The 19,672-nt window shown below is 56.3% G+C and carries 16 protein-coding genes; 9 read left to right on the top strand and 7 right to left on the bottom strand.

Translation table 11 applies throughout. From position 1 onward, the window contains the following. A complete protein-coding gene (gene urtE, locus GOW92_RS14840) occupies positions 1-696 on the top strand; it encodes an urea ABC transporter ATP-binding subunit UrtE (protein ID WP_170561360.1) in 696 nt (231 codons plus the stop codon). Positions 697-1,701: 1,005 nt separating this feature from the next. Here urtE and GOW92_RS14835 read toward each other — a convergent pair. Together GOW92_RS14835 and GOW92_RS14830 are read right to left on the bottom strand one after the other, a co-directional pair. Next, entirely contained in the window at positions 1,702-3,771 is a 2,070-nt protein-coding gene (locus GOW92_RS14835; RefSeq protein ID WP_170561359.1) for an FAD-dependent oxidoreductase, read from the bottom strand. A gap of 61 nt (positions 3,772-3,832) precedes the next feature. Continuing rightward, positions 3,833-5,185, bottom strand: coding sequence for an aminotransferase class III-fold pyridoxal phosphate-dependent enzyme (locus GOW92_RS14830; protein ID WP_170561358.1), 1,353 nt, complete (start codon positions 5,183-5,185; stop codon positions 3,833-3,835). A gap of 146 nt (positions 5,186-5,331) precedes the next feature. On the opposite strand from GOW92_RS14830, the gene GOW92_RS14825 reads away from it, so the two are divergent. The 7 genes from GOW92_RS14825 to argE all read left to right on the top strand — a co-directional run bounded on the left by GOW92_RS14825 (position 5,332) and on the right by argE (position 12,646). Next, positions 5,332-6,144 carry a helix-turn-helix transcriptional regulator gene (locus GOW92_RS14825; protein WP_170561357.1) on the top strand — a complete coding sequence of 271 codons (813 nt, stop codon included), beginning with the start codon at positions 5,332-5,334 and terminating at the stop codon, positions 6,142-6,144. Between the two features lie 269 nt (positions 6,145-6,413). Beyond that, the gene (locus tag GOW92_RS14820) at positions 6,414-7,694 is read left to right on the top strand and encodes a flavin-containing monooxygenase (protein ID WP_170561356.1); all 1,281 of its coding nucleotides are present in this window, start codon (positions 6,414-6,416) and stop codon (positions 7,692-7,694) included. 17 nt (positions 7,695-7,711) lie between these two features. Continuing rightward, complete coding sequence (locus GOW92_RS14815) at positions 7,712-8,128, top strand: RidA family protein (RefSeq protein WP_170561355.1); 417 nt, start codon at positions 7,712-7,714, stop codon at positions 8,126-8,128. Between the two features lie 79 nt (positions 8,129-8,207). Then, positions 8,208-8,882 (top strand): DUF1028 domain-containing protein, encoded by a 675-nt coding sequence (locus tag GOW92_RS14810; RefSeq protein WP_170561354.1) that lies wholly within the window; start codon positions 8,208-8,210, stop codon positions 8,880-8,882. Between the two features lie 15 nt (positions 8,883-8,897). Continuing rightward, on the top strand, positions 8,898-10,394 hold the full coding sequence (locus GOW92_RS14805; protein ID WP_170561353.1) for an aldehyde dehydrogenase: 1,497 nt from the start codon (positions 8,898-8,900) through the stop codon (positions 10,392-10,394). A gap of 25 nt (positions 10,395-10,419) precedes the next feature. Further along, positions 10,420-11,358, top strand: a complete 939-nt coding sequence (locus tag GOW92_RS14800; RefSeq protein WP_170561352.1) for a LysR substrate-binding domain-containing protein — start codon at positions 10,420-10,422, stop codon at positions 11,356-11,358. 139 nt (positions 11,359-11,497) lie between these two features. Beyond that, positions 11,498-12,646, top strand: a complete 1,149-nt coding sequence (argE, locus tag GOW92_RS14795) for an acetylornithine deacetylase (RefSeq protein WP_170561351.1) — start codon at positions 11,498-11,500, stop codon at positions 12,644-12,646. A gap of 75 nt (positions 12,647-12,721) precedes the next feature. Here argE and GOW92_RS14790 read toward each other — a convergent pair whose 3' ends face one another. The 5 genes from GOW92_RS14790 to xylB form a co-directional block, all read right to left on the bottom strand. Next, positions 12,722-13,759 (bottom strand): extracellular solute-binding protein, encoded by a 1,038-nt coding sequence (locus GOW92_RS14790; RefSeq protein WP_170561350.1) that lies wholly within the window; start codon positions 13,757-13,759, stop codon positions 12,722-12,724. A 19-nt stretch (positions 13,760-13,778) separates the two neighbouring features. Next, complete coding sequence (locus GOW92_RS14785; protein ID WP_170561349.1) at positions 13,779-14,588, bottom strand: ABC transporter permease; 810 nt, start codon at positions 14,586-14,588, stop codon at positions 13,779-13,781. A 3-nt stretch (positions 14,589-14,591) separates the two neighbouring features. Further along, on the bottom strand, positions 14,592-15,521 hold the full coding sequence (locus tag GOW92_RS14780) for an ABC transporter permease (protein ID WP_170561348.1): 930 nt from the start codon (positions 15,519-15,521) through the stop codon (positions 14,592-14,594). Further along, entirely contained in the window at positions 15,521-16,630 is a 1,110-nt protein-coding gene (locus GOW92_RS14775) for an ABC transporter ATP-binding protein (protein ID WP_170561347.1), read from the bottom strand. Before GOW92_RS14775 ends, GOW92_RS14780 begins: the two co-directional genes overlap by 1 nt. A gap of 451 nt (positions 16,631-17,081) precedes the next feature. Further along, a complete protein-coding gene (xylB, locus tag GOW92_RS14770) occupies positions 17,082-18,518 on the bottom strand; it encodes a xylulokinase (RefSeq protein WP_170561346.1) in 1,437 nt (478 codons plus the stop codon). A gap of 120 nt (positions 18,519-18,638) precedes the next feature. On the opposite strand from xylB, the gene GOW92_RS14765 reads away from it, so the two are divergent. Further along, positions 18,639-19,664 (top strand): LacI family DNA-binding transcriptional regulator, encoded by a 1,026-nt coding sequence (locus tag GOW92_RS14765; RefSeq protein WP_170561345.1) that lies wholly within the window; start codon positions 18,639-18,641, stop codon positions 19,662-19,664. Positions 19,665-19,672: the final 8 nt, after the last annotated feature.

The following is a 19,672-nucleotide window of genomic DNA, read 5'->3' as shown; positions in this document are numbered from 1 at the left end:
ATGCTGAAGCTGACTGATCTGACTCTACATTATGGGCATTCGCAAATCCTCAACGGGATTTCCATGGAAGCCAGACAAGGCGAAGTGACTTGCGTCATGGGGACCAATGGTGTCGGGAAAACCAGCCTGATGAAGGCAATATCAGGTACGCATCCGCGTTCGGCTGGCAATCTGGAACTGGACGGGGAATCTTTGGGTGTCTTGCCTGCTCATCAAATGGCGTGGAAAGGCGTGGCTTATGTTCCACAAGGTCGTGAAATATTTCCTTTGCTCACAGTTCGCGAAAACCTTGAAACGGGGTACGCCTGTCTGCCAGCCAGCGAGCATTTCATTCCAAATGAAATTTTTGACATGTTCCCGGTTCTCAAGCAGATGCAAAACCGTCGCGGAGGTGACCTTTCTGGAGGTCAGCAGCAACAGCTGGCGATCGCGCGGGCACTGATAACGCGGCCACGCCTTCTTCTGTTGGACGAGCCGACCGAGGGTATTCAGCCCAACATCATCCAACAGATAGGCGAAGTCATCCGGCACCTTAGAGCCACGAGCGGAATGGCAATCATCTTAGTGGAGCAATACTTTGACTTTGCCTATGATCTTGCCGACAGATTTATCGCGTTGCGACGTGGCGAAGTCTTAATCAACAGCACCAGGGAAGACGTGACACGCGATAAGTTATTACAGGCCGTAACAGTCTAGCGCTGATACTTGAAATTGGTTTCGGGATTGAAGAATGAGGCGCAAAATTTGGCTTAATTTAAGCTAGGGGCATGGTTTGAACCTCTGAACACGTTCAATTGAAACCGTAATTTTTTTTGAAATCTCATCGTTCGGCGTTTCCTGCCTTGAAGGGCAAGTACTTTTGATCAGGTGAAGGACTTCATTTCGCGCTGAAGTTCGACATGGAAGCCGTCCCAACTTGCACCGCAATTCGAGTAATATCGGCTTTCTAGACGTATGCATGTTGTGGAAGGCTTTTGAGGCACAAATGGCAAAACCTGTGCACCGAAGACTTTCCGCATGATTGAAAATCAATGCTTTAAGTGTCTTTAAATGGTAACTCTATGTAACGCCTGACATTCCTTGAAGGACGACACACAGTTCCGCACCCAGCGACAGAACCTTACCATTTTCGCCTCACTTCCTTCGTCCAGCACCTAGACTGACCTCATTGCCCCCGATGTCATATTGGCAAAATCAGGGCTGATTTGCAGACCAGACGGAGAAGCTGTCTGTTCCTGCGGAACTGTCACGTAGTGAGCGCGGATGGGGTCGAGGCAACGCTATTCGACAGGGGTGGCGCGGCCTGCAGGCGCAGCCGAGGACACGGTATCGTCTAATCGACTCGCCCGAGGGTGAGCGCAGCGTCTTACCCCTGAAGGCCAGGTGCGATTGGCTTGCCCAAATCCCGCTGTCCCCAAAACAAGCGCGGCGGTGCAGGCTACGCGATTACTCTTTGCACCAGAACACGTTGTTTTCCTAGAAAAAGGGCTGAGAGCGGACGTTCGCGGCTGTTTCTAGCGAATATCAGATTCGAAGCTACGGCAGAAGACAATCATACCGCTGCGAAGTCATTGAATGTAGAATGAAAATTTGCGCTGCCTGGAGAAGGTTAAATTTTCGATGCGCCGAAGATGGCAATTGTTGTTCAAGTGTATAAGGCGGTAGAGTTCTGCCCATACCGCCTAATGCCCGTCAATGACCTCAGTCCACCGCAAGTTCCGTTATTTCCCGGCGGAAGGGTAAATCGTCACCGATATCCTTGCCATCAAGTTCACGCGCATAACGGTGGCCGGCATAAGTGGCCCAGGCAATCGGGCCGGGCGCGTTGGCGTCGCCGATCAGTTTAACCGACTTGATGCCAGCATCCGCCCATTCGGCTTCGCGCGCTTTCAGGTCGTTGAATACGGCGTTGTTTTCCAGGCGTGACGCTACCATCACAACCGCGTCCGCGTCGATCTTCCAGGTCCGGTCCGTGTAGACGCAGTTCGAAACCACATGATCCGGATGGATTTCGGCAATGCCTTGGTTCAGGACGATCTCGACACCAGCCTCGACCAAACGTGGGTGGATAGCGATCTGTTCAAGCGTGTTATTCGTCCAGTCGCTGACATAAGCCGATGGTGTGACCAGCGTCACCTGCGCATCGTTCCTGCTTAACAATTCGGCCAGCACACCCCCCATATAGTAGTGGTCGTCGTCATAGACCACGACGCGTCCCGAGGGGATGGTTCCATTCATCAGATCGTCGGGGGTATAGACCCTGGCCCCCTCTGCGATCGGCATCGGCACGACGTGCTGACGGGAAACGCCGTCGCGACGCCAGGTTGCACCGGTGGCGATACAGACGTTTTCGAACCCGAATTCCAGAATGCTCTCGGCATCCAGCTCGCTTTCACGGTATATTTCTACGTTCGGACGCTGGCTTAGTTGATAGTCACGGTAATCAACCACGCGACCCCAGGCCGACAGGCCAGGCAGCAAGCGTTCACGGGCCACGCGACCGCCGATCACGTCGCGGGCCTCGGCTACAGCTACGTCATAGCCCCGGCGGCACAATGCCCATGCAGCCTCAAGTCCCGCCGGGCCCGAGCCGACGATTAACACGTTGTCGCTGTCGCCTTTGTCGTTCATCTTTTCGGGATGCCAGCCCTTGCGCCATTCCTCCATGAATGTTGGGTTCTGAGTGCAGCGGCTGATCGACATGGTCATGTCGCCAGTGATGCAGATATTGCAGCCGATACATTCGCGGATGTCCTCGATCCGGCCTTCCTCGATTTTTTTTGGCAGGAAAGGGTCGGCAATCGATGGGCGGGCGCAGCCTATGAAATCCAGCGTGCCGGACTTGACCATTTTGGCCATCACATCCGGTGACGTGAATCGTCCGACGCCGACGATGGGTCTATCGGTTAATTCATGAATGCCACGCACCAGCTCTTCCTGCGCGGCCTCTTCTTTGAACCGTGAGGGGCCGGAGCAATCTTCCCATGTCCCCTGCGCTAGATCCCACAGGTCGGGCAGGTCTTTGTTCATCTCGATATAGTCACGCACCTCGGCGTTCGAGAAACCGAGTTCTCCAATGGTTTCATCCAGGGAGACCCGCAGCGTAATCGCCATCGTGTCGCCCACCGCGTCGCGCATTTCGGCGATGACCTCCTGGCTGAATCGGGCGCGATTTTCCAAGGATCCACCGTATTCGTCGCTGCGCTGGTTAGTAGCGCGGCTGAGGAAGTGCTGGAAGATGCCAAACCCATGCGCGCCATACAAGCAGATCAGGTCAAAACCTGCATTTTTCGAACGTTTTGCGGCGTTCACGAACCATCTGCGTAGGTCTTTGATGTCCTGCTTGTCCAGCGCGCGTGCCTGTACCGGGTCATTGGTAAAGGTGCGGATGGGCAGAGCCGAGGGGGCCAGTGGCACCTCCTTGGTATACAAATTCGGCCCGTTGATCCCGGAATAGGCCAGCTGGATACCCGCCAGTGCACCATGCGTCTTCATCCGCTCGGACATCTTGCGCAGTTGCGGGATATCCTTGTCCTCCCACAGGCGCAGTTCGATGAAGGGGGTGATTTCCGAGGTGTGGTGCATCTCGCACTGTTCAGTGAAAATCACACCCCAGCCGCCTTCAGCCTTGATCCCACGCATCGCTGCAGCAGCAGAAGGATCGCGGTATCCGCCGCCGTTACAATGGGGCACCTGATAGAAGCGGTTCTTTGCGGTCAAAGGGCCGATCTGCATCGGTTCAAACAGAATGTCATAGCGTGGGTCGCGCATAGCTGGCTCCTTCAGGCTGGCTGATATGTTTGGGTCCCTCGGACCCCGGGTAGTGCGGTGTTTACAAACCGGCGGCGACTTCGGTGATGGCGTCGCGCAGGATATCTTCGATGCGGTCGATCATGGGCTCGTCCATAATCAGGGTTGGGGACAGGATCAGCACATTGCCCAGGGGCCGCGCGATCAGGCCGCGTTTTTGACAGGCGCGGGCCACCGTTAACCCAACTTGGGCATCTTCCGGATAGCTTTCTTTGGTGTCGCGGTCTTTGACAAACTCGATCCCGATCATGAAATGGCTGCCGCGCACCTCGCCGACAAGCTCGATGTCGGTCAGGCCGCGCAGGTTGTTTTCGAACCGCTTGCCGGTTGTGCGAACCCTCTCGGGAATGCCCTCACGCTCCATGATGGCAATGTTGGTCAGGCCCGCAGCCGCGGCGGCAGGGTGGCCCGAATAGGTCATGCCATGTAAGAACATGCTGTCCGGCCCCGAGATCACGTCGTGAATATCGTCCGAGACAATGGTCGCCGACAGCGGCTGATAGCCAGATGTCAGACCCTTGGCGGTTGTGATGATGTCGGGCACCATGCCAAATACGTCTTCCGAGGCAAAGAAATGTCCAAGTCGGCCAAAGGCGGTGACGACTTCATCGGCGACGTATTTGATATCGTTTGCTTTGCAGACCTCCCAGGCGCGTTTGTGGTATCCTTCGGGCGCCGTGACCACGCCGCCTGCGCCCTGAATGGGCTCGGCGATAAAGGCACAGATGTTTTCCGCGCCGATCCGTTCGATGCTTTCGATCAAATCGTCGATCAGGGCGTCCAGGAACTCGGCCTCAGTCATCTCGCCACCTTCGCGCCAATAGTGCGGCGAGCGCAGGTGTCGCACCAGATCGTTGGCTGCGTGCCAACCTTCGGAATAGCCGGGTGTCGTCATCGCCATGGCAAGGTGGGTCGAGCCGTGATAGGCCCCGTGCCGCGACAAAACCATTTTCTTTTCAGATTTGCCTTTGCGGATATTGTAGTGGTGTAGCATTCGAATGGCACTGTCATTGGCGACTGAGCCGGAATTGGCAAAATACACGGCGTTCAGATGCCCCGGTGCCAGCTGCGCGACCTTCTCAGCCAGGGCTGCTGCGGAGGGATGGGTAAAGTTGTAAAAGGTCGAGTAGTAGTCCAGCGTTTTCAGCTGATCGGTGATCGCGTTTATCATCTCGGCATTGCCGTGGCCGATATTGACGCACCACAGACCCCCGATCCCGTCGATCAATTCGGCTCCGTCACTGTCATAGACATAAGCACCCTTCGCGCGTGAAATCACGGTGCGCGCGCCTTGCTGCTTCAACGCGTTCAGATCGGCGAACGACTGAATCAAGTGATCGTCCTGCGCAAGAATGTCGAGCGTATCTTTGGCCATGCTCAATCCCTCTGGTTTTCGATGTAAACTCGCGATTTCGGCATGGCTCGACGGGGGTGAAATCGCAAAGGCATACCACTTAATTTCAACAAAAATACTACTTTGCTCACTTTAGGGGGTATATACCCCCAAAGGGGTACCTGAAGATGTCACCAATTCCAGCACCAGACTTGTTGTCGGATGCCATTCTGGCCACCGGATCGGAACGTTTCAGCGATGCGCTGCACCAATGGCTGAATGCGACATGTTCTTTCGACAATTTCGCGATCATCGCCTTTTTTCAGAATGGCAACCCGCAGGTTCTGGCGACTCGTGCCCGAGACAGTCGCGTTTTCGAACGTATAGATAGCCACTATGTCAAAGGGGCTTATCTGCTGGACCCTTTTTTTAGTCTGCATCAAAAAGGCGCGGCGGATGGACTGTATCGTTTGACCGACGTGGCCCCTGACCAGTTCCAGCGCAACGAATACTTCAAATCCTATTACGCCAATACAACCCTGACGGATGAGCTTGCTTTCTTTTCAGGCCTCGCGCAGGGCGCTTCGATCACGGTCTGTATCGGCAGGGATGCCACCACCGCTTCGCGATTCTCGATTAGGGATCACAACGTGGCCACACAGGTTGCCCCGGTGGTCAATGCGCTGGTCAGGCAGAACTGGTCCGGCATCAGACCGCCACACGAGGATGAGCCGGGCGATGTCGTCGATCAATTGCGCCATCGCGTGTCCGCCGAACAAGACATCAACCTTAGCCCAAGACAGGCCGAGGTGGCTTTGTTGATCCTGCAGGGGCATTCGTCGATTTCCATCGGCCTTACGCTTGGCATCAGCTCCCAGACCGTCAAGGTCCTACGCAAGCAGCTCTACCGAAAATGCGGGATCTCATCCCAAGGCGAATTGTACTACCTGCTTGCGCCATACCTGTCGGAAAGCAGGCAAATGGCCGGAAAAACAAGATAATTTCCGTCAGGTTAGCCAAAGCCTAATTAAGAGATAGCCAGACAATAATTTCGCCCCTGTCGAACTTGTGAAACCTTGTCGATGAAACGCGCAAAAATTGCTTGAACAGTGCAGAACGTCAGGTCGTTCGGGTGGCTCTGGTCCTCTCAGATGTCCGCATCTGGAACGGAAAAGACAGTCGGTAACTGCGGCACTGGAGCCAGCAGGGTATGCGCGATTGCAACGACCCGCTCTGGTCAATGAAAGATGCAAAAATAGGGAACCGACACATGTCCATCGAGAAAACGGATACACTGGTTGTTGGCGGCGGACAGGCAGGCATCGCGCTGAGCGAGCACCTGGGCAACAACGATGTCCCGCACATAATCCTGGAAAAGAACCGTACCGCCGAGGCCTGGCGCACCGGCCGTTGGGATGCTTTGGTCGCCAATGGCCCGGCTTGGCATGACCGGTTTCCCAGCCTGCTGTTCAAGGGCGACGATCCTGACGCGTTCGTGCCCAAGGATCGGGTTGCCGATTATCTGGTTGAATACGCCGAAATGGTCAAAGCCCCGATCCGCGAAGGGGTTGAGGCACTCAAGGCTGAGCGTCTGCCGGGTGAAGGTGGTTTCAAGGTCGAAACCTCAGCCGGTGAGATTCATGCCAAACGTATCGTGGCCGCGACAGGCGCATTCCAGCATCCGGTGATTCCGCCGATCGTGCCGGAAACGGTCGACGTCAAGCAGCTGCATTCCTTCTATTACAAGAACCCCGAACAACTGCCCGAAGGGGCCGTTATGGTTGTGGGCGCGGGCTCGTCCGGCGCGCAGATCGCAGATGAGCTGAACCGGGCGGGCCGCAAGGTCTTTCTGTCGGTTGGCCCGCATGACCGACCTCCGCGCCGCTATCGCAGCCGTGACAATGTCTGGTGGCTGGGCGTGTTGGGTCTGTGGGACATGGCCGCGCAGAAACCTGGCACCGAACATGTCACCATCTCGGTCAGCGGGGCTCACGGCGGCCATACGATGGATTTCCGGCGCCTGGGGAATGAGGGAGTGACGCTCACCGGTATGACCAAAAGCTTCGAAAACGGCGTGCTGAGTTTCGCCAATGATTTGCAAGCAAACGTAGCCGCGGGCGACGCCAATTACCTTGAGATGCTAGACATGGCCGACGCATACGTGGAACGCACGGGCATCGACTTGCCGGAAGAGCCCGAGGCGCGCAAAACCTTTGCCGACCCTGACAGCCTGACCAATCCGCTCACATTGGTGGATTTCGCCAAGGAAGGCATCAACACGATCATCTGGGCGACGGGTTTCCGGCAGGATTTCAGCTGGATCAAGGCCGACGCTTTTGACGCCAAAGGCGCGCCGATCCATCAGCGTGGCGTATCCATCGCGCCTGATATCTATTTCCTTGGTCTGCCCTGGCAATCGCGCCGCGGATCGACCTTTATCTGGGGCGTCTGGCATGACGCGAAATACATCGCCGATCAGATCGCGATCCAACGCGCCTATGCCAACTATGAAGGCGAGGCGGCCATCATCGCCCCCGCAGCTGCGGAATAAAACAACAGGACAACGAAATGGCGCATACTCGCATTCGCAAATTCAACACCAAAGAAACCTATCCCGAACAGAACCTCGACAACGATCTGTGTCAGGCCGTAGTCACGCAGGGCGGTAAGACCGTCTACCTGCGCGGCCAGTGCCCGCAAAATCTGGACGATGCGGCCAATATCGACAGTCACGATCCGGTCGAGCAGACCCACAAGGTGATGCAGAACATCAAACAGTTGATCGAAGAGGCAGGCGGTTCGATGGAGCATCTGGTCAAGGTAGTCGTCTATATCACCGATGTGCGTCACCGCGAGGCCGTGTATCGGACCATGGGTTCGTATATCAAAGGTGTTCATCCCGTTTCGACAGGCCTGGTCGTTCAGGCGCTGGCGCGCCCGGAATGGCTGGTCGAAATCGACGGCACAGCTGTCATTCCCGATTGATCAATCGACAGAGCCGGATCGCGCTTCCTTTTCTTCCCCCTCAAGGCGCGATCCGGCTCTTGATTTACAGGAGATCCGAATGACTTTTTCACTGGTTGCCCGCTGCGCTGAAACCGGAATGTTCGGCTTGGCGATTTCGTCGTCCTCACCTGCTGTGGCCGCCCGCTGTTCATTTGCTCGCGCGGGGGTTGGGGCCGTTGCCTCTCAAAACGTGACAGACCCCAATCTTGGCCCGCTGACACTGGATCTGATGGAACAGGGAAAAACCGCGCCCGAGGCCATTGCTGAAATGACTGCCCGCGCGAAATTTATCGAATACCGGCAGGTTCTGGCCGTGGACAGCGCCGGACGCACTGCGATCCATTCCGGCCCCAACAGTCTTGGTATCTGGACGCAGGCGCAGGCCGAAAACGTTGCCTCGGGTGGCAACCTTCTGGCCAATGACCGAATCCCGCAGGCTATTGTTGATGGCTTCCTGTCAACCAAAGGCCACATCGGAGACCGCCTGATCGCCGCCATGCGTGCCGGATTAGCCGCGGGGGGTGAGGCCGGCCCTGTGCGTTCCGCGGGCATTAAGATCGTCGACACCGTCAGCTGGCCTGTGGCTGATCTGCGATGCGACTGGACCGAGGATTGCCCGATCGAAGCGATCGCAACTGCCTGGGGCGTCTATAAACCGCAGCTCGACGCCTATATCCAGCGCGCGCTCGATCCGCGCGAGGCACCGTCCTACGGCGTGCCTGGCGACGAATAATCACGGAGATACAGGATGTTGGACTATACACACGACGACTGGAAAAGCCGCGCCGCCGGTCTGTCCTTTCGCGGACAGGCGTTCATTGATGGCAAATTTGTTGATGCCGCCTCGGGCAAGACTTTTGACAGCATCAACCCTGCCTCCGGAGCAGTGCTGGCCCCGGTTGCCGAATGCGACGAAGTGGATGTGAACCGCGCTGTTACCGCCGCCCGCGCCGCGTTCGAGGATGGTCGCTGGTCACGCATGGCACCGGGCGACCGCAAGGCGGTGATGTTGAAACTGGCCGATCTGATCCGCAACAATCTCGAAGAAATGGCGCTGCTGGACAGTCTGGATATGGGCAAGCTAGTGACAGACGCCGCCACCATAGACGCGCCAGGGTCAGCGCATTTCTTCCAGTGGTACGCTGAGGCGATCGACAAAATTTATGACGAGGTCGCCCCAACCGGTCCCGGCGATCTGGCGTTGGTGAGCCGTGTGCCACTGGGCGTAGTTGGTGCGGTGACGCCGTGGAACTTCCCACTGGACATGGCCACCTGGAAAGCCGCGGCTGCGCTGGCGGCGGGCAACTCGGTGGTGCTGAAACCGGCTGAACAATCGCCCCTGTCGGCGCTGCGCCTGGCCGAATTAGCGGCCGAGGCCGGTGTTCCCGATGGTGTCTTCAACGTGGTTCCAGGTTTTGGCGCAACTGCGGGTCAGGCGCTGGGCAAGCATATGGATGTGGATTGTCTGGCCTTCACCGGCTCAACTGCCACAGGCAAGATGTTCATGCAGTATTCGGGCCAGTCGAATTTGAAACAGGTCTGGCCGGAAACCGGGGGCAAAAGCCCCAATCTTATCTTTGCCGATTGCGAGGATCTGGACACCGCAGCCGACATGGCGGCCTTTGGTATCTTCTTCAATCAGGGCGAGGTCTGCTCGGCCAATTCGCGGCTTTATGTTGAGCGTTCGATCAAGGACGTTTTTGTCGAAAAACTGATTGTCCGCGCGCAAGCGATGCAACCCGGCGATCCGCTTGACCCGGCCTCAAAAATGGGCGCCATCGTCGACGAAAAGCAGACGCAGGGCATCATGCGTTTCGTCGAAGATGGTAAAAAGACTGCCAATCTAGTGACGGGCGGCGATCGAGTGACCGTCGACGGCAAGGGTTGTTTTGTCCAGCCGACCATCTTTGATGACGTGGCCCACGACAATCCGCTGGCGCGGGACGAGATTTTCGGCCCTGTTCTGTCGGTTATTCCGTTTGATACCGAGGATCAGGCTGTGACTATGGCCAATGACTCCGTCTATGGGCTGGCGGCGTCGGTCTGGACCGACAACCTTTCCCGCGCCTGCCGGGTGTCTGACAAGCTGATGGCAGGGACCGTTTCGGTGAATACAGTGGATGCGCTGTCGGCAATGACACCATTTGGCGGAATGAAACAGTCAGGCTTTGGGCGCGATTTGTCATTGCACTCGCTTGAAAAATATACTGCCTTGAAAACAACGTGGATCAAGTACAAGGCTTGATCTGCGATACCGCGGGGATGCGCCTTTGCCTTTCAGATACACGCTGCGACAGCTTGAATATTTTGTAGCCGTCGGGAAGGCAGGCAGCATCGCCGCCGCCAGCGACAAACTAAACGTCTCGTCGCCGTCGATCTCGGCGGCGATTACCCAGCTTGAGGTCGAATTCGGCGTCACCCTCTTCGTGCGCGAACATGCGCGCGGCCTGTCGCTGACCAAGGCCGGACACAAATTCATGGAGCGTACCGAATTTGTTCTGCGCGAGGCTGAATTGCTGGCCACATTGGCCGGAGAGATCACCGGCAAGGTACAGGGTATTCTGTCGGTCGGTTGTCTGGTGACATTCGCGCAGATCATCCTGCCGGGATTGCGGCGGGAATTTGAGACCACGTATCCGGACGTCCGGATTGAGCAACGTGAATTGAACCAGGCCGATATCTTCAGCCAGTTACGCCGCGCCGAGCTGGACATCGCTCTGACCTATGATCTGGACATTCCCGCTGATCTTGAATTCCAGCCCCTGCACGATCTGCCACCCTATGTCGTATTGGGCGAAGGGCACCCTTTGGCCAATCGCGCCGAGCTGACGATCAAAGACCTGCAGGACAGCCCCATGGTTCTTCTGGATTTGCCATTCAGCGGCGAATATTTCCTGTCCTTCTTCCGGGACGCCAATATCAAACCCAATATCGCGGAACGCACCGCCGATATGTCGGTCATGCGGTCCCTGGTCGCCAATGGGTTCGGTTTCTCGATTGCCAATATCCGACCGATGAATGCTCTGTCACCGGACGGCAAGACCCTGATCTTTGTCCCATTGGCCGGAGAGCTGCGCCCTATGCGACTGGGGTTGCTGCGTGCGCGTGCCGAGAATGAGACGAACACGTCAAAAGCGTTTATCGAACACTGCGCTCAGGCCGTCCGGTCCGGTACGCTGCCGGGGCTCTGCGTGCGCGGGCAAGAATGACCTCGGGTCTTAGAAATCTCCTAACCCCTGCTTCGCCATTCCCGGATTTATGTTTCTTGCGGTTGGTATAGGTTTGAATTGAACGCCCCCTAGCAGCCAGAACTGCGCTGGCCGTCAAAGCGAAAGCAGACCAAAACCGATGATCTCGACACTGGATATTCTCGACCGGCTTGTTGGCTTTGATACGGTCAGCAAGAACTCGAACCTCGATCTAGCCGCCTATGTCGAAGAATTCCTTGAAGCGCGCGGATTTGCCGTGCATCGCATCACTGATCCCGGCGGCGACAAGACCGGGCTGTACGCCGAGAAAGGCCCGGAAGGCGACGGCGTGTTGTTGTCGGCGCACACGGATGTCGTGCCAGTCGAAGGTCAAAGCTGGACAAAAGACCCGTTTCGCCTGACCCGGGAAGGCAATCGTGTCTATGGGCGTGGCACTACGGATATGAAGGGTTATGTGGCCTCGGTCATGGCGCTGGCGGATCGTACGGCCGGGACAGACCTGCGTGAGCCGCTCAAGATCGCGCTGTCTTATGATGAGGAGGTGGGCTGTGTCGGTATCCAGCACATGTTGGACCGTCTCGCCCCGATGCTGGGCCAGCCCCGAGCCTGTTTCGTGGGCGAACCGACGGAAATGCAGGTGGCCGTGGGGCACAAGGGCAAGGCAGCGCTACGTGCAGTGTGCCACGGTCAAAGCGGCCATTCGGCGTTGGCACCGAAGTTTGTCAACGCGCTGCACCTGGCCACGGATTTTATCGGAGAGTTGCGCGCCCTACAGGAAAACTATGCTAAAAGCGGCCATAGCGACCCGGCCTATTCGGTGCCCTATACCACCTTTCACGTGGGCATGATGTCCGGTGGCAGGGCGCTGAATATCGTGCCGGATCGCGCGGAACTAACCTTTGAATATCGCCATCTGGCCGCAGATTTGGGCAAGGATATCCTAGCCCAGATTCAGGACGCCGCCCTCAGGGTTGGCGCGCGATACCAGTCCCTTTGCCCCGAGGCACGGATCGAGGTTGAACAGTATAACGCCTATCCTGGATTAGACGTCGCCGAGACCGAAGGTATTATCGCCTACGCCCAGAAACTGGCGCAAAGCAATGCCACAACCAAGGTCGCCTTTGGCACCGAGGCCGGGTTTTTCAGCGAGCTGGGTATTCCTACCGTCGTTTGCGGCCCCGGATCGATGGAACGTCAGGGGCACAAACCGGATGAGTATCTAGAGATCGACCAGTTAAGCGCCTGCGACGCGATGATGGATCGCATTCTGGAAGATATCAGCCGGTAACTTATCCAGCCTTTACCATAGGCAAAAAGCCCCCGGACGGAACCGGGGGCTTTCGTGTCGAATAATTGATCCGATTTACTTCTTCAAATTGGTCCAGATTTGGTCATAGACCGCCTGAGTTTCCTCGTCACAGACCTCGATAAATACGCCCGGTCCAGCGTTGGCATGGGGGTTCTTTTCGGGTTGTTCCGCAAGGGCCGGATCGAGGAAGTCTCCCACACCGTTCACGCCGGAATTGTACTGGGCAAAGTTGGAAACGGCTGCGATGTTTTCAGGCTCCAACAGGAAGTCCATGAATTTTAACGCGTTTTCGCGGTTGGGGGCATCTTTCAGCAGAACGACGTTGTCCATCCAAGCGATATACCCTTGCGTCGGGAAGGCATATTCCACATTGGCGCCTTCCTCGCGCGCCTTGGCCGAGAACCCGTCATAGATCTGACCCACGGCGGCGTCGCCCGAAACCAGAACCTCCTTCGCGGTGTCCGAGTTGAACGACGCCCAGTGCGCCTTAGCCTCTTGCAGCATGGCGTTTAGCGCCTTCAGCTGCTCGCGGTCGGTTGAACATTGCGGGATACCCATATGCAGTGCTGCCATGGCCATCACTTCGCCCTGACTGTCCAGCATGTTGATGCGGCCCTGCAACTCGGCGGGCGGGTTGAACAGGATATCAGTGGTCTGAATATCGCCGTCATAGGCATCGCGGCTGACCGCAAAACTGGTCGAACCCCACTGATACGGGATCGAGGATTGGCGACCGGGATCAAAGCCGGGATCGGCCCATTCCGGGGCGATGTTGCCTTTGTTCTTCAACTCACCATCGGCGATGGTGTCCAGCATGCCTTCACTTGCCATGATGGACACCATGTAGTCACCAGGCACCGACACGTCGTAAGTGCCAATTCCACCGGCCTTGAGCGAGGCCAGCATCGACTCGTTGCTGTCGTAAGTGTCCATGGTAACGGTGATGTCGGTTTCTTCGGTGAATTTGTCCAGAAGCTCCTGCGGGATGTATTCGAACCAGTGGTACAGAACCAACTCGCCCTCGGCCGCAGCTGCATTTGCACCCAAAGTCAAAGCAAGGGCTGCGACGCCGCTTTTCATCATATGTTTCATGTGTCTCTCCATCTGTTGGTTATTTTGTGTTGTCAGACTTGCTGACGAAATAACTGATCGTGACCATGATGATGGACACACTCAGCAACATGGTCGAAATCGCCATGATATTCGGTTTGATCCCTTGCTTGACCGAGCCGAAGATTGCCGTTGGCAGGGTTTCGACACCCGCACCTTTGACAAAGTTGGTGATGATGAAGTCATCCAGGCTGACGATAAAAGCCAAAAGAAAGCCCGAGATGATGCCCGGCATCATCAGCGGAAGCAGGATCTTGGTAAAGGCCTGTCGCTTGGTGGCATAGAGGTCCAGCGCAGCCTGTTCATAGCTGTCTTCGATCCCCTGCATCCGGGCGGAGATCGGCAGATAGGCAAAGGGAATACAGAATGCGATATGGGCAAGCAGGATGGTGAGCAGCCCGCGCTCAAACCCGATCGAATTGAAGAAGATCAGCGTCGCAACGGCCAGAACAATTTCGGGCACCATCAGCGGTAGGCTGATCAGTCCAAACGACACGGTCCGAAAGCGAAACTTGCCGCCACGCACCATGCCCGTTGCCGCCAGCGTCGCAATGGTTGTCGCTGTGGTCGCGGCGATGATTGCAATGATAAAGCTGTTTTTTGCTGCCGTCTTGAACTTGGCACTTTCCGGCCCTGTGAACACATCCACGTACCAGCGCAGCGAGATGCCTTCCCAGTTGGTCAGCGATTGTGAGGCGTTGAAGCTGTAGATCGTAACCACGACCAGTGGGGCATAGAGGATGACCAGACACAGCAGTGTGATCCCCTTAAAGCCGGTATAGGACTTGATGTCGAATTGCTTGCTTGCCATCGGTCAGCCCCCCACCTTGTCCGCTTTGGCCTGTTGCCGGGCCGAGAACATCAGGATGATCAGAACCATGGTCAGCAGGATCATCGAAGCCGCCGCACCAAACGGCCAGTTGCCGGCATTGCCCTTGAACTGTTCTTCAATCAGCGAACCGATCATGAAATTCTTGGCGCCGCCCAACAGGTCGGGCGCAAGGAACGAGCCCATCGATGGCACAAAGACCAGAATACAACCCGCAAAAACGCCCGGTTTCACTGCCGGAAGCAGAACCCGCCGCAGCGTGGTCCATTTCGACGCATAAAGGTCCGCTGCCGCCTCGGAGAGGGCGAAGTTATAACGCTCCACCGCCGCATAGATCGGCAGGACCATGAAGGGCAGGTAGGAATAGAAGAGTCCCAACTGCACCGCAAAGTTTGTGTTAACGATATGCAGAGGGCTGTCGATCAGGCCGATACTCATCAGAAAATCGTTCAGCGGCCCCTGATCGCGCAGCAGGAACTTCATCGACACGGTCCGGATCAGCAAGTTCACCCAATAAGGGATGGTGATCAGGAACACCCAAACCGGGCGCATATTCTCGGACCGGGTTGCGATGAAATAGGCGGTTGGGAACCCGATCACCAGGCTCAGCAGCGTCGCTGCTCCCGCCTGCCAGATCGAACGCCAGAAGATCGTGATATAGGTCCATTCGATCTTCGGAGGGTCATCCCCGAACAACCCACGATCAAAGAAGAACTGGTCGTAGGCGGCCAGAGAGAACTCCCAGATCACGCCGCCGCGGAACTCTTTCGTCAGGAAAGAGTAGATCAGCATCATGATTACCGGGGCCAGCACCAGGATTGCCAGCGTCACCCATGCGGGTAGCAACAGCCATGTACGGGCCTCTTTATAGGTGTCTGTGGTTGCGCTGCCGCCGCTTGCTGCACCCGCCGCCATCAGTCCACCAGGAGGCGCCCGGCCCCCAACTCCATGTTGACATACATCTCGCTGCCCGGCTCGAATATGCGCTTGTTTCCGCGATCCGAGTTCGACGTGCGCACGATGAAATCAGGGCCATCCTGCAAATCGACGATGGTGGTGATGTCGGTGCCGACAAAGATGTTTTCCTTGATCCGCCCCTTCAGGCTTTCGGATTCCGCGGGCGTTTCGGACATATAAAGCCGCTCCGGTCGGATCGACATGTGAACCCGAGAGCCGACATCAATCCCGTCAACCGAGTTGCAGGTCAACTCATGCCCGCCGCCGAGATGGCAGGTTGCGCGGCCATTTGCGACGTCGTCGACAGAAACCTCTAAAAGGTTGGTCTCTCCGATAAAATCCGCCACGAACATGTTGTGCGGACGCTCATAGATATCCGTCGGTGCACCCAATTGCTGCAGTTCACCCGCCGACATGACCGCGATGCGGTCGGACATAGTCAGTGCTTCTTCCTGATCGTGGGTCACGAAGATGAAGGTGATCCCAGTTTCACGCTGCAGATGCTTCAGTTCTAACTGCATCGCCTTGCGTAGCTTCAGGTCCAACGCTGAAAGAGGTTCGTCCAACAACAGAACCTTGGGCTGCGGAGCTAACGCGCGGGCCAGCGCAACACGCTGTTGCTGACCGCCAGACAACTGGCTGGGTTTGCGCGCCGAGAACTGGCTAAGCTGCACCAGTTCAAGCATCTCACCCGCTTTCTTGCGGGCCTCGGATTTCGAGGCGCCGCGCATTTCCAGCCCGAAGGCCACATTGTCAAGAATGGTCAAATGCGGAAACAGCGCATAATTCTGGAAAACCGTGTTTACCGGGCGTTTGTTGGGCGGCAGGTCCTCGATCTCATCGCCGTAAAGGTAAATGGCACCTTCGGTCACGGCCTCGAACCCGGCTATCATCCGAAGCAGAGTGGTTTTGCCACAGCCTGACGGGCCGAGAAGAGTGAAAAACTCGTTGTCCATGATCGACAGCGAGATCTTTTTGAGCGCGGTAAAATCGCCATAGCGCTTCACCGCGTCCCGCACGTCAATCGCGATTTTTTCTGTGTCAGACAATTGCGCCTCCCTGAGCATCGCGAGTTTGCACTCGGGTATATACGGGGTGCGCGATCCGCCTAAGAACTGACTTCCTCACTAAACATTAGGATTAGCCTAATCATTTCGATTTTTAATTAAATATCAGTATATTATCAAGACTCTGAAGGTTTTTCGTAAAATAGAAAAGCCCAGAGTGCACACTGGAAGTGCAACCTTCTCTCGTGTGGTGGGTGCAATGGAGCAGGGATCATTCAAGGCTTACGGCAAGGGTTTCAGTTGGAGTGTGCAAACCCTGAGCTTTTGTTCTCGGCCGCCTGACCTGCATAAGGGGATCGCGAGAAGCTCATCAGGGTGGTTTGACGGTGAGGTCGGACGAAGAGCGGGCACTTTAGTGCGGTTCATCCTCGCTGTCCGTGCCTCGAACGGGCGCAAACCCGCATCCATATTCCATTGCCCAGCAGGGCATTACACCAGCGATGGCACGAGGTTAGCCGACCGCACTCACCGCAGTGTAAAGCCGGCGAAACAGCGCCAATCTGCCGTGCAGCGCGTTGGGATCGACGGGTTCGAACCTATCGGTTGTTTCGGGCTGAATCGCCAGATCGGCAACATCAAAATCACCTACGCCGCAGGCCGCCAGCCGGGCCGCGCCATATGCTGGGCCAGAATCCGATCCTTCTGAGCGTACTACTGGTTTCCCTGTAACCGACGCTATCAGGCCCAATAAGAGGTCTGATTGGCTGCCACCTCCAATGGCCGCCAGTTCCGGCAAATCGTCGATCGTGTCTCCGAAACTCTGCGTAGCATCGGCAAAGCAAAAAGCGATTGCCTCCACCACGGAGCGGCAGATGTCCGCGCGTGTTGTTGAATCCTCAAGACCAAAGAAACAGGCCCGAATATGTGGATCGCCGAGGGGGCTGCGCTCGCCGGTCAAATACGGCAGGAAAACCGGCACGCGATCACCGTTAACCGTTTCCGCAAGCGCAACAACTTCAGCAGCGGATAACCCCAGTTGACCACCTATCCATGAAATCGGCCTTGCACCGTTCAGCATCGCCGCCATTTGATACCATCGGTCGGGAAGAGTGTGGGCGAAAGCATGCACATAGCGTTCCGGATTGGGCTTGTACCTGCGATCTGCCACAAACAGCTGACCGGATGTGCCCAGGGAAATGAAACCGCGCCCCGGTTCTGTTGCACCCAATGACACCGCCCCAGTTGCCGCATCTCCTCCGCCCGCCACGACAGGAACACCTTGTTTCAACCCGGTTGCTTCAGCAGCCTGCGTTGTCACCGTCCCAACAACACTTTGGCCATCAAAAATCTGTGGCAACCAGCCAGGCGACACTTCAGTGGCTTTGGCAATACCGTTATGCCAGCTGCGTGAAGCCTGATCGAGCCACATCGTACCTGCGGCATCTGATGTGTCGGTTGCCAACTCTCCATGCAGACATAGGCCGATGTAGTCTTTGGGCAGCAGGATGTGGGCCAGCCGGGTACAAATTGCCGGTTCATGTTTCTTGAGCCATGAAATCTTGGGCGCTGTAAAACCCGGTAACGGTAGGACGCCCGCGATCTGTCCGATCTGAGGCTGGGCGATGTGCAATTCGTCACACTCTTGTACCGACCTGCTGTCGTTCCATAGGATTGCCGGGCGGATCGGGTGCAGATCGTGATCCAGCAACACGGCCCCATGCATTTGGCCCGACAACCCAACGGCCTTGACTTCCGACAGCGTGATTTGCCGAGCAAGCTGGTTCAGTGCATCGCGCGTTGCCTGCCACCACAAATCCGGGTGCTGCTCTGACCAACCGGGCTGTGGAGAAGACGTCTTGATCCCTACCGAAGAAGTCGCGAAAATTCGATCGGCATCCGCACAAACAAGTTTGACGGCGGACGTTCCGATATCGATCCCGAGATACATTCAAACCCCTTGCTTGCAAAAACGTCCGGAACTTGTCTGGCTATTGATTTTTTAGCGCGCGCAAAGAATATGTAAAAGTAAGATAAGATCAAGGCGGCTAAGTTCCGCAGGCAGACTGGCATGACCAAAATAAAGAATATGGAAGAGTTCGCAGCCCTCAGCGGGATCTCGCGGCCCACGGTGTCAAAGTACTTTCACGACCCGGACAGTGTTCGCCCGACGACAAGGGCTCGCATCGAAGAGGCGCTAGAACGATTTGACTACCGCCCGAACATCTATGCTGTGAATCAGAACCGAAAGTTGACCAAGAATATCGGTATTGTCGTACCCTATTTGGCTGACCCATTCTTTGCCGAGATCGCACGGTATCTCGAGCAAAGCTGTATAGCAGCCGGTTATCGGCCTTCGTTGTTCAGTTCGCATGGCGAGCAAAAGCTGGAAAACGAAATTCTGGACGGGCTGCAATCCATGAAGCCGGCCGGAGTTTTGTTGGCTCCGTTGGGGCGTGTTTCAGATCGGTCAGCGATTGAAAAATTTTGCGCAACTGTACCGACGGTTTTATTCGACAGTAACCTTGACGGTCTGGGCGCCGCGTTTATCGGATCAGACAATTTCAGCTTCGTGTCACAAACCGTGGAATATATGATCCGGACGGGCGAACCCCCATCTTTTTTCGAAATGCGTACGCCTGCGAACCCGAACGCGAACAAACGCCGAAAAGCCTATGTTGAAGTCATGGAGCGTCTCGGGTTCGAGCCTCATATCATCAAAGTTGACGGCAAGGGTTGGGCGTTTGAAGAGATCGGTCACAAGGGTGCTCTGAAAGTTCTGGCGGAAAACGGACTGCGAACAGACTCGGTCCTGTGCAGTAATGACCGGCTTGCAATCGGATTTCTTGCAGCCTGCTACGAGCAGGGGATTCGGGTTGGTCGCCGGGATGATTGCGCGCTGCGCCTGGCCTCAAATGACGATCATCCTTTCGCAAAGTTCACGTGCCCCTCTTTGACTACAGCCGCCCATGATTATGACAATGTGGCTGCACGCAGTGTGGAGACGCTGTTTGAACTTATTGAAAATGGGGGGAAATTTGATACCCGGACCGAAACGCTTTTCCCTGCTCGGCTTATTTTAAGAGACTCCGCATAGCTAATAAA

It is taken from the genome of Ruegeria atlantica (assembly GCF_013032505.1).
GTDB classification, from domain to species: Bacteria; Pseudomonadota; Alphaproteobacteria; order Rhodobacterales; family Rhodobacteraceae; genus Ruegeria; species Ruegeria atlantica_F.
Note: the sequence above shows the minus strand (reverse complement) of the source record. Positions and strands in the feature narration are given on the sequence as shown.